This is a genomic window from Catellatospora bangladeshensis, assembly GCF_016862575.1.
GTDB lineage: Bacteria > Actinomycetota > Actinomycetes > Mycobacteriales > Micromonosporaceae > Catellatospora > Catellatospora bangladeshensis.
In genome coordinates this window covers 130,217-145,273 of the sequence record NZ_BONF01000017.1, presented here as the reverse complement: position 1 = coordinate 145,273, position 15,057 = coordinate 130,217, and the positions used below count along the sequence as shown (strand labels likewise).

Genomic DNA, 15,057 nt, shown 5'->3' with positions numbered 1-15,057 from the left:
GTGCTCCTTAGATGGTTCCTCGCGGTTTCTTCATCCGGCGGGTGTAGAGGTCAACTCCGGCGGCCAGTTCGTCGGCTGTGTACGGCTTCGGGCGTGCACGTGCCGGCTGGGCCGCTGTAGCCGGGGAGCGTCGCGCGGCGCGGCCAGCCGGGCCGGCCAGTCCGCCGGGGCGTGAAGACCCGCTCGGATCGGACTGCCAGCTGGGGCGGCCACGCCACGGCGCGCGGCCCGGAGTGGCCGGCTCGGAAGCCATCTCGATCCGTGGCCACCCACCGCCGCCACTGCTGCCGGATCGGGCGCCGATGGCGGCCAGCGGCGCCCTGCGGCCGAAGCCCGGCAGGCGGCCGGTGATGATGCGGGTCGCCTGCTGCAGCACGAGGAAGCCGATGACCCGGCCGCCGCTGGACCCGCCTCGCAGTACCAGACGTTTCATCAGCCCGGGGATCTTGATGACGCCGATCAGGATGCAGGCGGCGACCATCAGGTTCAGGACCGCGCCCGGGTCGCCGGGTATGCCGAGCATCGGCAGGTTGTCGGCTGGGGTCAGCAGGATCCGCATCGCCAGATGCAGGCAGAGGGCCTGCACGGTCACCGTGCCGAGCGTGGCCAGCACCGACCGCCACCACAGCTTCGCCGCCGGCTCTGTCCATGGCGTGCCGTGCAGGGCCAGCGCGACCGGTGAGATGCCTGCCAGGACCAGCAGCAGGCCCAGGCGGGTGATCCACTGTGCGAGCAGGATGGCGAGCAGCACCGCGATGAGCAGCCCGATGAGGACCAGCAGGAACGCGTTCGGGCTGGGCGAGGTGCCGATGGAGCCGGTGCCTGCCTGCGGCAGCGCGGAGCTGACCAGTTGCCGCAGGTATGGCAGTGTCTGCTGGTCGGCGATGGGCCTTTCGGCCAGAGCCGCGGTGACGGAGTTGGCGCCTCGGATGATCAGCGACGTCAGCGGCAGGGCGGAGTTCGCGCCGATGAGCCCGATGATCAGCCGCGGGATCAGTTCTCCGGGTCCGTAGGGGGACTGCGTCATGATCGTGTCCCGCCCCATGATCATCAAGGCGGTCGCGAGGACCGCCAGGATGTAGGCGGCGTTGACGACCGTCAGCGACGTGCTGGCGAACTCCTTCACCTGCGGCAGGGCCGTGACGTCCGGGCTGCGCAGCAGCGCGTTGGACAGCAGGTCCCACATGGTGTTCAGGGTGTTGTCGACGTTGGTGGCCAGCCACGCGATGAACGCCCCGATCATCTGTCCCGCGATCGCGCTCACGGCTACTCGACGATGTTCTTGACCAGCGCGAGCGCCGGCTGGGACACGATCGCCAGGGCGTAGCCGATCAGCGCGTTGCGGAACGCGCCCTTGCCCTTCTCGGTGGCGGCCGGGTCGCCGTTGGCCATCATGTAGCGGACGCAGCCCAGCGTGAGGAACAGGGTCGCCAGGCCGATGAGCAGCCCGGTCACCAGGCCTTGGATATTGCCGATGATCGCGGCGAGATCCAGCTCATCGGGCTTGGTGCCGCCGCCCGGGGTGGGCGCGGCGTAGACAGCGGACGCAGCGACGCTGACGGCGGCGGTCACCGTCAATGTCACGGTGCACGCGAGACGCAAGAGTCGACGGAACATGGCAGCACCTCCGGCCCCGGCCTGGCCGGGGCGTAGTACGGAAACGAGGTGCGCCAGCGCAGAAACCAGCCGCGGTAGGCGGCAGGTACCGGTTGCCGACCGATCGGGTCGCCGCTGCAGCTGGCGCGACGGGCGCCGCAACGTCGGCGCGAAACTCCCGTCGCCTACCAAAGGCTGCTGTTGGTCGCCGATCGACCACAGCGCGGGCCAACACCACCCAACACCCGCCCAACACGCCTGCTGTCACGCCACGGCCGACGCCGGGGCGGGCTGCCGCCCCAGACGGCGAGGCTTCGCAACGAACGCGAGTTCACCGGAGCGGATGGCACCTCTCAACCGCAGCTCCGCCTGTCGGCGCCACCGCCGCGCAGCCGGCTCGGCCAACCCGAGCGCTGACGCCGCCTGCCCCAACGTCGTATCACCCAGCCGCGTCGCGCCGATCACGTCCGCCTCCTCACGGCACAACACCGCAGCTGCCACCGCCCGGGCCAGAACGTAGTCCGGGTGATCCCACGGCAAGCCGGGAACCGCGGGCCCAGCGGCGAGGGAGCTCGGCTGCTGAGACCACGGTCCCGCCGGCTCCGCCCGCCGGACCGCCCGCACCGCCGCGTCGATCAGCCGACCACAGATCCGCGGCGCCTCGATGTCAACCGTCCGCAGCCGGTCCAGAAAGCCCGCGAACAGCTCTGACTCCAGGTCCTCGACATCGCCGCGCCACCGCGACCGGAAGTCGCGCGCCACCCGCCGCAGGCCAGGCAGAGCCATACCCAACGCCGCGACCGTCCACGCGCCCGCCTCCAGACGTGACCGCTGGACCAGACCTCGCCACAACCGGTCGGCGACCCCGTCGCCTACCGCGCCGCCCAGCATCAAGTCGCGCAGCTGCGGCAGCCCGACACGCGACGCGACAACCGATTCCAGCTCCGGCGGCAGCGGCAGTTGCCCAGCCTCGACCAACGCCAGGAAACGCTCCTGCACCGCATCGAAGCACGAACGACGGACCACCAGCGACATCGCAACCCCACCGAGCCAGGCGCCACCAGATCGCAGCGCATCAGCCCATCTGGCCACGGCAAGCCCAACAACAACGGCGTCCCAGCCCAACACCAGGACCGACGCCGACGCCGACGGATCCGGCCCGCCCCCGGCAGCAGCTGCGACGTGGCCCCCTCGCCTGCGACGATCGGAAGGGGTGCACCTGTTGCCGGGTGTTGGCTGCTGACACCGCTGCAGAACGTGTGCAACGGCTGGAAGATCGCGAACGGTCCTGCGGTATGGCTCACGTCCTCGGCGTCCGCCCCCTGGTGCCCCATTCCTGGTTCCCCAGCGTCAGCAGCGCCCAGCACCGGACGGGCAGCGACATCCAATGCCAGATCACGACGTAGCCCAGGCACAGCGCAGGTCCGAGGCCGGTCAGATAGACAGTGACCGCGGTGTCTACCACCAATGCTGCAGGAGCCACCACGGCAGCCCAGCCGAGAAGGCCCTGGCCTGCAAGTAGCGCGGATGCGCCGGACAGGAGCAGCATCACCGGAAGCAGTTCGCCGGCGACGACATCGGCGAGCAGGTAGCGCGGACGTGCTCTCACGATGCGCAGCAGCATCACGAAGTCCCGGTAGTAGCTGCGAGTCCAGCGCAGCTGCTGGCGTAGCAGGTCTCCCGCGTCGCGTGGGGCCTGGGTGCGTGCGCTCGCCTGCGGCACGAAGCGTGTCGCCCGGCCGGGACGGAGCAGAAGCAGCGTGAGGTACATGTCCTCGCCGTGGTTGCAGGCGACGCGGCGGAACCGCTGGCTGATGTAGTCCGGCCAGACGGCCAGCAGCGCACTGCGCCGATATGCGGTCAGCGCTCCTCCACAGCACAGCACGGCGTCGTGGAAGCTGTGTGCGGCTCTGCCGGTCTCGTGCAGTAACCGGTAGCGCATGTCGAGCAGGCGATGCAGAACGGTCCGCAGTGGCGGCTGGATAGTGACCGTGCCGGTCGCCGCCACGACATCGGCGCCGTCGAGCGCGCCGACCAGAGCCGTGATCGCGCCGGGATCTATCACGGTGTCGGAGTCGACGGACACGATGACTTCGGCGGAGCAGTCCTGGAACGCCGCATGCTGGGCCAGTCTTTTGCCACGCCGCTCAGGCAGCCGCAACAGCCGCCATCCGGCAGCCGCATGTCGGTGGAACTCCCTTTCGATCTCCTCGGGCCGGTGTGAGCCGTCATCGACCAGGTGCACCCGCAGTTCGCCGCCGTAGCGTTGCCCCGCCAGTGCTGACAGGCACCGGCCGAGCTCCTGCGGCTGTTCGTTGTGACAGCAGACGATGACGTCGACGGCGGTGGCCGCCTGAGCATCAGGCCCGGCAGCGGCAGGTGCGCGGGTGTGCACGATGCGGGCACGCGACCGCTGCCGCCGAGCGTGCCACACAGCGAATCCCGCGTAAGCGGTCAGTGCCGTGATCACAGGAGCGATAGACATGCCACGATATTGTCTTGGATGCGTCCGCCCGCAGCGGCTGTTCCCACTGCGCGGGCGAGACGAAGCGGCCAGATCACGGAGCGAGATGATCTACCTACTGGTGCGTCGGCGACGACCCCATTCCGGCCCGGCTACATACGCCCGCGGTCTGGCTCATGCTGCAGACGGCCACATCCGGATCCTCGACCTGGGCGAGGACACCGTTCCCGTGCCCGAGCACGATGACCTCGTCGTCTTCGAAGGACACATCGGTGACGACGGACGTGCCCTGCTCGCCGCATGGCCCCCTCGGCCACCGCGAGACGTAGCGGTACTACTGCACAGCCCGCTGCTGCAGATGGACCTCAGCGCCGAGATCGACGGCACCCTCGAGGTGCTGGCCGACCCCACGGTGGGCCTGATCCTCGCCGCCGACCGGCAGACCGCGCAGGTCCTGCAGAAGATGTCCGGACCGGCCAGAGTGGTATGGCTCCCGCACTGCCCGCCGCCCGCGCCGCAACGCCCGCGCCGGGTCGTCGGCCCGCCCGCGCCGCAGCCACCACGATGCTGGCTGCCGATGACACTCGACGACGCCGACCCCTACTACCGCCACAAGAACGTCTACTGCCAGCTCGCCGCGGTTGCACTCAGCGGGCTCGCGCTCCGCGTGGAGACAAGCTACGCCTCAGCCAGCCTGCTTGCATTCGCCCAGCGCCTCGGCGTCGCGCTGACGACCGTGGGCAGCGTGCCCGAGGACGGCTTCGCCGACTACCTTCACCAGACAGCGGTGGGGCTGTGCACGGGCCTCAGCGAGTCGTTCTGCTACAGCGCAGCGGAACTCATGCTCGCCGGCGTTCCGGTGCTGTTCGGGCCCACGCTGCGCTGGGCATGGGACGACCCCGACCTGGCCCGGATCTGCGGCGTCACCGACCCCGGATCGCCCGCCGAGACCGCCCAGAAGCTGCACGCCCTGCTCACCGATACGCGCCGTTCACACGACGCCGCAGCCGCCGGCCGCCGGGCAGCCACTGCCGCGCTGGCACAACACCGATCGGTCGCCCAAGCCGTCGTAGCCGACCTGCACGATCCCCGCACCCGAGGCCACGCCGGAACCACCGCGCGCATCAGCAGCGCAGCCCAGGGACGGTGAAATGCGGTCCCGCTCAGGTGTCATCCTCGCGATCATCGGCGTACTGCTGACAGTCGCCATCGGCATCGCCACCAACGTCGCGACCGGAGGCACCCTGCCAGGATGGCTCGCCGGCCACGAAGCTCTCGCCTGGCCCGCTGTGGCCGTGCTCGCGCTCGCGGCCGTGGCGGCCGCGCTGGCCGAGTGGCACTCCAACCGGGCCCGCACCGCCGGGCCCGGCGGCACCCTGCAGGCGGCAGCGCCGGTCGCGGCTCAACTGCCGCCCGACATCGCCGACTTCGCCGGCCGCCGTGCCGAGCTCAAGGAACTCCAGCGCCTGATCCGGCACCACCGCCGCACCCGCAGCCAGGGACCGCTCGTCCTGCACATCTTCGGACCTCCAGGAGTGGGCAAGTCGACACTGGCCGTCCGCCTCGGCCACCTGATCTCAGCCCGGCACCCCGACGGATCGCTCTACGCCGACCTCCGCGGCGCCGACCCCCAAGCCCGCTCACCCATCGAGATCATCGTGGGGTTCCTCGTCGCCATGGGCGTATCCGAGCGGCCCAGCCATCTCGAAGACGCATCCACCCTGCTGCGGACCTCGCTGCACCGCAAGCACGTGCTGCTGCTCCTGGACAACGCATCCGACGCCGTGCAGGTCCGCCCCCTGCTCCCCGCGGAGACACGATGCACCGTGATCGTCACCAGCAGGGCACCGCTGGCAGCGCTCGCCGGCGCCCATCTCATCCGCCTCAACCCCTTGCCGCCCGCGGATGCTGCGGCGATGCTGCGCCCGGCCACCAGCGCCCTGCCCGACGCCTCGCCGCAAGACGTCGACCGTCTGGCCGTGGCCTGCGGCAACCTGCCGCTCGCGCTGCGCATCGCCGCGTCCCGGCTGCGGGAGCGCACCGACTGGACCGTCACCGACCTGCTGCGCCGTCTGGAGGACCAGCATCGCCGCCTCGGCGAACTCCGGGTCGGAGACCTGGAGGTACGAGCCAGCTTCGCGGTCAGCTACGCCCCGCAGCATCCGTCGGTGGCACACACCTTCCGCCTGCTGGGCCTGCTGCACGGGCTCGACTTCTCGGCCGCCACGGTGGCCGCCCTCACCGCCAAACCCCTCGACGAGGCTGCCGCCGACCTGGATCGGCTCACGGAAGCCCAGCTCGTCGAAGGCCGCGGCGGCGACCGGTACGGCATGCACGACCTGCTGCGGCTGTTCGCACGAGAGCGCGCCGAGGCACAGGAAGACGCCACCCACCTGGCCGCGGCGCAATCCCGCGTCGCCCAGTGGCATCTGCAGTCGGCCAGTCACTGGCTATCCCTGGCCGCCGACGGCGAGCAGCCCGACCCCGGCGCACTGCAGTGGTTCGACGCCGAGCGGCTCGGCCTGCTCGGTGCCGTAACCGACGCCTTCAACGCCGGCCAATGGGAGATCGTGTGCGACACGACCACCGCCATCCGTGACCTCTTCCGCTACCGAGGGCTCTGGGAGCAGGGCGAACAGCTCTGCCGCACGGCGGTGGCGGCGGCGCGCCGACTCGGCAGGCCCCAGGCCATCGCACAGGCACTGGTGGAGCTATCCTCGATCCTCAACGAGATGGGCCGGCCCGACCAGACCGCGGCAAGCCTGCGCGAGGCCTGTGAGCTGCTGGCCCCGGCCGGGCCGCAACCCCTGCTCGTCGGGGCGCTCACCCACCTCGGCGAGGTGTACCGGCACCAGGGCGACACCGAACAGGCCATGCAGGTCCTCCAGCAGGCATGCCAGCACCTCGACGGTATCGAGGATCTGCACACCCACGCGTGGGTGCACACCCACCTCGGCGCGGCATACTTCGACACCGGCTCGCCGCAGCAGGCGCTGGAGTGCTACAACCTGGCGGACGGCCTGTACCGGCAGGCCACCGGGGAACGGTGGCACTGGCTCGGGTACTACCTAGCCGGGGCATACGCGGCCCTCGAACGCCATGACGAAGCCGAGCACGTCCTGCTGGAGTCGATTCAGGCACAGCGCCAGACCGGGAACCTGCGCAGCATCGCCTGGTTCGCGCTGACCCTCGCCCGGCTGCTGCTGGAACTCGGCCGCAGACCTGAAGCCGAACACTGGTACCGCGAAGCGCTCACCATTGCACGCCAGATGCGACTTCGACCGTACGAAACGGAGGTTCTCAGCGAATTGCAGGCGGTCACCGCCGGCGGCAGGCCGGATCGTCGGCCCATGAACGCGTGGCCGTTCTGATCTGGTGCTGCCCACGTTGCCAGACCGTGAGAGAACTCGCACGGGCGAGCTTCAATTACTACCATCACGCTCATCCCAGCCGACGGCACCATCGACTAGCCTCGGTCTTTCACGAGTAGTAGATCTTGTCGTGCATTCGGATGTGCGATGATGTCTGTCGATTCCTGCTGGTGGCGGGCATGCTGATGGCCCGGCTTGGGTCGGGTTTCTCCGTGTCCGGGGTCGCAGTGCTGCTGGATGAATGGCCGGGTCAGGTCGCTCGTACAACTGCGACCCCAACGCCCCGCTCGACCCGGTCGAGGTCACCGCGACCGGCAACACCAGCCTGCGCTACGACAGCACCGGCGGGCAGTACGTCTACAACCCGCAGACCCCCAAGACCAAGGGCCTGTGCTACCAGTTCGCGTCTCGACCGTCGACGGAGTCACCGTGATCGCCCTGTTCAAGACCACCTGACCGCGCTCGCGGTCGTGAGGAGCCGCGGGCCCGGCCCGCCGCTGCTTGCTCATACCCGGCGGTACGGCACCCGCGACGTGCGTGTCACCGCGCCTGCAGCAGTGCGAGCACGGCCAGCACCCGCCGGTTGTCCTCGACGCCGTCGGGCAGGTCCAGCTTGCGGAAGATGCGCTGGACGTGGGTGCCGACGGTGTTGGCCGACACGAACAGCCGCTGGGCGATGCCCTTGTCCGACAGGCCTTCGGCCATCAGCCGCAGCACGTCGTGTTCGCGTTCGGTCAGGCAGCTGAGCCGGTCGGTGTTGCGCCTGGTGGCCAGCAGGTCGCCGACGACGTCGGGGTCGACGACACAGCCGCCCTCGGCCAGCCGTGCCAGGGTCTGGCTGAGTTGCCAAGGCTCCAGGATCCGGTCTTTAAGCAGGTATCCGGTCGCGCGGGCGCCGCCGTCGAGCAGCCGGGTGGCGTATTCGGGCACTGCGTGTTGCGACAACACGAGCACGGCCAGGCCCGGGTGCTCCCGGCGCAGCGCCGCGGCGGTGTGCAGGCCCTCGTCGGTGAACGTGGGCGGCATCCGGATGTCGAGCACGACCGCGTCGGGGGTCCGTTCGGCGACCGCGGCGGCGACGGTGCCCGGGTGCGCGAGGGTGTCGACGACGTGGTGGCCTTCGGATTCCAGCAGCCGCCGCAGGCCTTCACGGACGATGACGGAGTCGTCGACGACGGTCACGCGCATGGCAGCTCCGCTCGTAGTGTCGTGCCGCCGCCGGGCGGCGAGTCCAGGTGCAGCCGCCCGCCGACCGCGTCGACCCGGTCGGCCAGTCCGCGCAGGCCGCTGCCCCGCTGCGGCGACGCCCCGCCGGGCCCATCGTCGCCGACCTCGATGACCAGGTGCCCGGCCTGGACGACCGCCCGGACGCGGGTGGTGGCGGCACCGGCGTGCTTGGCCACGTTCTGCAGGGCCTCGCTGACGAGGTAGTAGGCCGTGGCTTCGACGATCGCGTCGAGCCGGTCGGGGACGCGCACGTCCAGCGTCACCGGCGCCGGCGACCGCCGGGCGAGGTCGGCCAGTGCCGAGGCCAGCCCCTGGTCGGTCAGCACGGCCGGCCGGATGCCGTTTGCCACGTCGCGCAGGTCGCCGATCGCGGCCCGCAGCTCGCGGCTCAGTTCGTCGATCAGCTCACGGTCGGGATGGTCGGCCGTCCGGTTGCGCAGCACGCTCAGTCCCATGCCGACGCCGAGGAAGCGTTGCTGCGCGCCGTCGTGCAGGTCACGTTCGAGCCGCTGCCGTTCGGCGTCGGTGGCGGCGGCGATGCGCTGCCGGGAGGCCCGGACCTCGGCCAGCCGTGCTCGTAGCTCGGCGTGCAGGCGGGCGTTGTCCAGGGCGAGGCGGGCGGCGGCGCCGGCGGCCTGCAGCAGGTGTGTCTCCTCGGCCAGGGCGGGGTCGTGCACGAGCACGGCGATCGGCGGTTCGCCCAGGCGGGTGAGGGTCTGGGAGCCGTCGTCGGGTGGGCGGTAGGGGCGGCCGGACACGTCGACCCAGCCGCCGGAGGCGGGGAACGCGACCCGCAGGTGCGGATCGCGCAGGGTCTGGCCCAGGGCGGTCTCGACGGAAGCGGCCGACACGTGTTCCAGCCGTGCCACGAGCGTGCCGACCGAGGCGAAGGCGAGGCGTTCACGCATCAGCCCGGCGAAGAACGGGACCGGCAGCGCGGCCACACCGGCCCAGTGGTGGCCGTACTGGAGGATCGCGGCCGTGGCCGTGCCCGCTCCGCCGGCGGCGACGGTCGCCGTGAACGCCGCGAACAGGACCACCGACAGGCCCAGCGCGGCCGCGACGAACCCGAACACGCGCCGCTGCCGTCGCGAGGACCGGGCCAGCCTCCTGGCCAGGACGATCAGCGTCACGACCGCCAGGACCAGCCAGCCCGCCAGCACGGCCGCGCGGATCGACACGTACAGCTGCCGGTCGGCGACCAGCTGCACGGGGCTGTGCATGCACCACTGCGCGCAGGTCGCCGGATCGGAGGTCAGCGTCAGCAGCAGCACGACACCGCCGGCCAGCGCCAGGGTGAACGCCGCCCTGACCAGGATCCGCTCCAGCCGCCCGTTCAGGCGGCCGGACGGGTAGCCGAGCAGGACATGACCCGCGATCGCGTACTGCAGCCACACGGTCAGTCCGCCGACCGAGGTGATCAGGCCCTTGCCCGGCAGGTCGGCGGGCAGGCGGAAGTCGTACGGGTTGGTGAGCAGGACCGCCACGCCCAGCGCCAGCAGCCACGGACCGGTCCGGCTGCGCGGCCGCAGACACCACGCGAGCAGCCCGAGCCCGGCGAAGCAGACGCCGACGCCGGTCTCGGATGCGACTGCCAGGCCCGGCAGGCCGCTGTAGCGCAGGCCGAGCCACAGGTTGACCGCGGTGAGCACGGCGACGATCGACGAGTGGGCGGACAGCAGCGGACCCGACGGCCCGCTACTCGTGCGTGCCACCACACCGCGATTCTTCCGTCACGGTTCGTGTGCGAGACACCGTCCGGACGGGCAAAGTCATGGATTCGCATGACCCCGTCTCATGGTTCGCCACGATGCGCCGCGCCCCTCCCGCAACGGATCCTGAACGGGCTGGAGCTGCCAGAACACGGCAGCCCGGCATCCCGGCGAACTCCTGGAAGGGGAGCCCTCATGTCCACCCTCACGCCAAGCCGACCGCGTACGGCCGTCACCGTGCTGCGGCTGGCGGTCCTGGCACTGACCGCTGGCGCGGCAATCGTCTTCACCGGTCCCGCGCAGCCCGCCCACGCCGTCACCGGCACCTGGGAACTCATCGACAGCACCGGTTCCTACAACGTCGCGGCCGCCGACATCGGGCTGGTCCGCCGCAACCACCGCAACGAGATCCACCTCTACACCGGTGCCCCGCCTACCTGGCAGATCCTCGACAACAACCCGCGGACCGTCCAGATCGCCGCATCGGGCGCCAACATCTACCAGCGCCACGGCGACGGCCGGATCTGGAAGTACCTGGGCGTGCCGATCACCGGCTGGCAGCAGCTGGACGCCAACCCGGCCACCGCCGACATCGTCGCCGACGGCAACCTGCTCTACCAGCGGCACTACAACGGCTCGATCTTCCGGTACACCGGTTCTGGATGGCAGCTGCTGGACGCCAACCCCGCCACCCGCAAGATCGCAGCCGCCGGCGGCAACCTGTACCAGATCCACGACACCGGATCCATCTTCAAGCTCGTCGGCGCCGGCTGGCAGCTGATCGACACCAACCCCGCCAGCGTCGACATCGTCGCCGACGGCCAGGACCTCTACCAGATGCACCGCACCGGCGCGATCTACAAGCGCACACCCACCAGCTGGGCCTGGCTCGACGGCAACCCCGCAACCGCCGCGATCGCCGCCCACGGCGGGACCCTCGTCCAGCGCCACCACACCGGATCGGTGTTCCGCCACACCGGCGCGGGCTGGGAGCTGCTCGACAGCAACCCGGCCACGGCCGCGGTCGCCGTCGGCCCCAGCTTCATCTACCAGCAGCACACCGACGGCCGCACGTTCCAGCGTCCGCTGGGCCGTCGCAACACCGCCTTCCAGCCCGCCGTGCACGGGTTCAAGTTCGTCAACACGTTCGTGTCCGAGCCGATCTCCGGCGTCAAGTTCGGCGGCCTGTGCGGCGGGATGTCATACGCCAGCCTCGACTACTACTTCCGGTCGATGCGGATCCCGCAGCAGAACACCCTGCCGCCCAACGGCTCCACCCTGCAGAGCTACATCTACAACCGGCAGGTCAACTCGATCGTCGACAACGCCGACAAGTGGGCCGAGCTGCTGGTGAACCCGTTCGGCTGGCGGACCCAGGAGTTCTTCAACTGGGGCCTGCAGGACTACGACGGCGGACGGCTGCAGGAGCTGCGCTGGCTCGTCGACACCGGCCGGCCCGCCCCGTTGGGCCTGTTCGCCGCCGGCAACGGGGGAGTGGCGCCGCACCACCAGGTCGTCGCCATCGGGTACGACATGGGCCGCTACCGCGGCGACCTCGGAGCGTTCAAGGAGGACCTGAAGATCTTCGTGTCCGACCCGAACTACCCCGGAGAGCGGCTCACGCTCGTCCCGTCGCCGGGCACCACCTCCTACCGTTACCTCGAGCACCCGGAGAAGTCCTGGATGACGTACTTCGTCGACCGCAAGTACCAGGTCGGCAACCCGCCGTCGCTGCCGTGACCCCGACAGCGAGCTGATCACCGGCTCACGGCGGCCACCACCCGCACAGCGGGGGCGGCCACCGTGAGCCTTGTCGTCATGCTGCACCGTGCGTGCAGCCGCAGCGCCTCGAACAGGGCGGGCAGTTGCCGCGCTGGCCGTGCCACGACCCGGAGCGGAGCTCGACTTCGATGCAGTCTGCAGCCCGACGGTGGAAAGTGGGCCGGCACCGGGCAACCCCGGTGACAGCCCAGCGGTCCGGGTCGACGTCGGCGACCCGGACCGCTGGTGCTCCGTGGGGACGGTGTGGGGTCGGTCAGCCGATCACGGTGGCGAAGAACCGGCGGATGTCGCCGGCGAGGACCTCGGGCGATTCGTGCGCGGCGTAGTGCCCGGCGGCGTCGCGTGGCGAGCCGGTGGGCCGGCCGGTGTCGTAGGAGTGCCAGCTGACGATGTTGGCGTGGTCGCGGTCGGCGAACCGTCGGATCGACTGGAAGTCTCCGGCGAACATCGCCAGACCCAGTGGCGCGGTCGTCGGCCCCGTGGACTCGGGGGTGTGGTGTGCGTCTTCGTAGTAGAACCGAATCGACGAGCCGGACGTGCCGGTCAGCCAGTAGAGGGCGACGTTGGCGATCACGAACTCCGGGTCGAGGCCTTCTCCGAACAGCTGCCCGTTCCAGGCCAGCAGGCCCACGGGGGAGTCGGCCAGCGCGAAGGCGATCGTCTGCGGCTGCTGGCTGTGCAGGGTGTTGAAGGCGAACATGTTCTCGTAGAACCACTGCAGCTTGGCCAGTGCCGCGAGGTCGGCGGCATCGAGTCCGTCGAACTCGGCGGCGTCGCCGGAGGGGAAGGAGAAGATCTGCGTGACGTGCACACCGATGACGTTGTCTGGTGCGACCTGCCCCAGCAGCGGCGCGATCATCGAGCCGGCGTCGTTGCCGACCGCGCCGTAGCGGTCGTAGCCCAGCCTGCTCATCAGTTCGGCCCAGGCGCGTGCGGTCCGGTGCCGGTTCCAGCCGGGCGTGCGCGTGGGACCGGAGAAACCGAAGCCGGGCAGCGACGGGATGACCAGGTGGTACGCCGGTGCCTCGAGGTCGGCCGGGTCGGTCAGCGGTGCGATGAGGTCGAGGTACTCCAGCACGGAGCCGGGCCACCCGTGGGTGAGGATCAGCGCGGTCGCGTCCGGCCGCGGCGAGCGCACGTGCAGGAAGTGGATGTTCTCGCCGTCGATTTCCGTCGTGAACTGGTCGTAGGAGTTCAGCCGCTGCTCGGTGACGCGCCAGTCGTACTCGTCGAGCCAGTAGCGGGCCAGCGTTTGGATCCGGTCGTTGGTCACGCCGTAGGCGGCGCCGACGCCGGGCAGTTCGTGCGGCCACAGGGCGCGGGTCAGGCGGTCGCGGAGGTCGTCGAGGCGGGACTGCGCGACGTCGATGCGGAAGGGGCGGATGGCAGACACGACGATCTCCTCGAATCAGAGCGGAATGCTTCGTTCCGTTTCAGCTTAGCAGAGCGGAACGATCTGTTCCACTGCTATGGTGGACGCATGACGACAGCGACTTCCGGGCTTCCGGGCCGGCGCGGGCAGGCGGCCCGAAACGACGAGGTCATCCTCGCGGCAGCCCGCGAAGTCTTCCTGGCCAACCCGTCCGCGCCCATCGCGGCCGTGGCCGAGCGGGCCGGGGTCGGCATCAGCGCGCTCTACCGGCGCTACCCGAGCAAAGAGGAACTGCTACGCACCCTGTGCCATGAGGGTCTGCGCCGATACATCGCCGAGGCGGAGGCCGCCGCCGACGAACCCGACGACTGGCGCGCCTTCACCGGGTTCGTGGAGCGGATCGTCGCCGCCGACGTCCATTCGCTGACGGTCCATCTGGCAGGCACCTTCATCCCGACCGAGCAGATGGGCCGCGACGCGGTCCGCGCCAGCGAGCTCGCCGAGGCACTGATGCGGCGGGCTCACCGTTCAGGCCGGCTGCGCCCCGACGTGGTCACTGCCGACCTCATTCTGCTGCTGGAGGGCTGTGCCGCGGTGCGCGTACCCGACCCAGACCGCACCGCCGCCCTACGCCGTCGCTATCTGGCAGTTCACCTGGCCGGATGGGCCGCCCGTGACGCTGCCGACCTGCCTGGCCCGCCCCCGACAGCCGCCGAGCTCAACTGGCGCTGGCAGCAGTGATATTCGAACCGGCTACTGCCTAAGTCACACTTAGGACAGTGAGGGGTTTTCTTGGGAACGTGTGCGGGCACGGAGGAGCGAATGCACGGCGACCAATGGAATGACGCCGACGGGGTACCAGGCGACATCGATGAGGTCGAACTGGGCGCCTAGCAGCTGGCGCACGAACCAGCTGCGTTGGGAGAGTGCCGCAGGTATGGGGGTGAGCTGCGCGAACTCGATGAACCAGCAGTATGCGATCGCGGCGCTGCCGGCGGCCGGAGGGGAGACCGTCGGCCATATGAAGATCACTATCGTGTAGACGATGGCCGCGGACAAGGCGGCGCCTGAGTACTGTTCGATAGGCCCGTCCATCGCGGCGCGGATTGCGAAGGCAGCCCCTGTAAAGCCGGCTGCCCATGCCACCATCAGCAGCCGAGTCCAGCGCACTGCGAGAGACATCGCGCAATCATAAGGGGCCGCGCAGCTAAGGGTGGCAGCTGGTCTGCTGAGCTTTGACGGGCACAGCTCGCACATCGGATTACTATCCCGGCGGCTCATCGCGGTTACGCATCATCAGCACCGCATTTGAGCCAGAGCCGTTTGTGGCACAGTCCCCTCGACCCGGCGAATGAGGTGCCAGACCTTCGCCTGCTCGGGATCTGCCGGAGGTTCCTCGTTCGGGTCGTCGGGCTGAAGCGTCGTCTCCCGGCGATCATGCCACGCCACGATCGGTTGATAGACGTGACCACGTAGCTTGTGCACGTCGCAGGCGGCCTGGCCAACGTGTCCAGCTGTACGGGTCAGGGCTGG

The 15,057-nt window shown here is 70.1% G+C and carries 13 protein-coding genes; 5 read left to right on the top strand and 8 right to left on the bottom strand.

Features of this window, described 5'->3' with window-relative positions; genetic code table 11:
- Nucleotides 1-7: 7 nt before the first annotated feature.
- From Cba03nite_RS16865 to Cba03nite_RS16850, 4 genes are all read right to left on the bottom strand, one after another.
- On the bottom strand, nt 8-1,264 hold the full coding sequence (locus tag Cba03nite_RS16865) for a hypothetical protein (RefSeq protein ID WP_203746804.1): 1,257 nt from the start codon (nt 1,262-1,264) through the stop codon (nt 8-10).
- Nucleotides 1,265-1,266: 2 nt separating this feature from the next.
- Nucleotides 1,267-1,617, bottom strand: coding sequence for a pilin (locus tag Cba03nite_RS16860; protein WP_203746802.1), 351 nt, complete (start codon nt 1,615-1,617; stop codon nt 1,267-1,269).
- A 243-nt stretch (nt 1,618-1,860) separates the two neighbouring features.
- The gene (locus tag Cba03nite_RS16855) at nt 1,861-2,631 is read right to left on the bottom strand and encodes a hypothetical protein (RefSeq protein WP_203746800.1); all 771 of its coding nucleotides are present in this window, start codon (nt 2,629-2,631) and stop codon (nt 1,861-1,863) included.
- A 265-nt stretch (nt 2,632-2,896) separates the two neighbouring features.
- The gene (locus Cba03nite_RS16850) at nt 2,897-4,081 is read right to left on the bottom strand and encodes a glycosyltransferase family 2 protein (RefSeq protein ID WP_203746798.1); all 1,185 of its coding nucleotides are present in this window, start codon (nt 4,079-4,081) and stop codon (nt 2,897-2,899) included.
- An 85-nt stretch (nt 4,082-4,166) separates the two neighbouring features.
- Between Cba03nite_RS16850 and Cba03nite_RS16845 the strand changes: the two genes are divergently transcribed.
- The 3 genes from Cba03nite_RS16845 to Cba03nite_RS16835 all read left to right on the top strand — a co-directional run bounded on the left by Cba03nite_RS16845 (nt 4,167) and on the right by Cba03nite_RS16835 (nt 7,864).
- Nucleotides 4,167-5,210: a glycosyltransferase family protein gene (locus Cba03nite_RS16845; protein ID WP_203746797.1), complete on the top strand. Its 1,044-nt coding sequence runs from the start codon at nt 4,167-4,169 to the stop codon at nt 5,208-5,210.
- A 1-nt stretch (nt 5,211) separates the two neighbouring features.
- The gene (locus tag Cba03nite_RS16840; RefSeq protein WP_203746796.1) at nt 5,212-7,431 is read left to right on the top strand and encodes an ATP-binding protein; all 2,220 of its coding nucleotides are present in this window, start codon (nt 5,212-5,214) and stop codon (nt 7,429-7,431) included.
- A 241-nt stretch (nt 7,432-7,672) separates the two neighbouring features.
- Nucleotides 7,673-7,864 (top strand): PxKF domain-containing protein, encoded by a 192-nt coding sequence (locus tag Cba03nite_RS16835; protein WP_203746795.1) that lies wholly within the window; start codon nt 7,673-7,675, stop codon nt 7,862-7,864.
- Nucleotides 7,865-7,971: 107 nt separating this feature from the next.
- On the opposite strand, the gene Cba03nite_RS16830 is transcribed toward Cba03nite_RS16835, so the two are convergent.
- Both Cba03nite_RS16830 and Cba03nite_RS16825 read right to left on the bottom strand, forming a co-directional pair.
- Nucleotides 7,972-8,619, bottom strand: a complete 648-nt coding sequence (locus Cba03nite_RS16830) for a response regulator (RefSeq protein ID WP_203746794.1) — start codon at nt 8,617-8,619, stop codon at nt 7,972-7,974.
- Entirely contained in the window at nt 8,610-10,376 is a 1,767-nt protein-coding gene (locus Cba03nite_RS16825; protein ID WP_203746793.1) for a sensor histidine kinase, read from the bottom strand. The genes Cba03nite_RS16830 and Cba03nite_RS16825 overlap by 10 nt, the downstream gene beginning before the upstream one ends.
- A 189-nt stretch (nt 10,377-10,565) precedes the next feature.
- On the opposite strand from Cba03nite_RS16825, the gene Cba03nite_RS16820 reads away from it, so the two are divergent.
- The gene (locus Cba03nite_RS16820) at nt 10,566-12,110 is read left to right on the top strand and encodes a hypothetical protein (protein WP_203746792.1); all 1,545 of its coding nucleotides are present in this window, start codon (nt 10,566-10,568) and stop codon (nt 12,108-12,110) included.
- 295 nt (nt 12,111-12,405) lie between these two features.
- Here Cba03nite_RS16820 and Cba03nite_RS16815 read toward each other — a convergent pair whose 3' ends face one another.
- Nucleotides 12,406-13,536, bottom strand: a complete 1,131-nt coding sequence (locus Cba03nite_RS16815) for an epoxide hydrolase family protein (RefSeq protein ID WP_203746880.1) — start codon at nt 13,534-13,536, stop codon at nt 12,406-12,408.
- A gap of 96 nt (nt 13,537-13,632) precedes the next feature.
- Here Cba03nite_RS16815 and Cba03nite_RS16810 point away from each other — a divergent pair, with 96 nt between their 5' ends.
- Nucleotides 13,633-14,265: a TetR/AcrR family transcriptional regulator gene (locus tag Cba03nite_RS16810; RefSeq protein ID WP_203746790.1), complete on the top strand. Its 633-nt coding sequence runs from the start codon at nt 13,633-13,635 to the stop codon at nt 14,263-14,265.
- A 30-nt stretch (nt 14,266-14,295) separates the two neighbouring features.
- On the opposite strand, the gene Cba03nite_RS16805 is transcribed toward Cba03nite_RS16810, so the two are convergent.
- Nucleotides 14,296-14,706, bottom strand: a complete 411-nt coding sequence (locus Cba03nite_RS16805; protein WP_203746788.1) for a ribosomal maturation YjgA family protein — start codon at nt 14,704-14,706, stop codon at nt 14,296-14,298.
- Nucleotides 14,707-15,057: the final 351 nt, after the last annotated feature.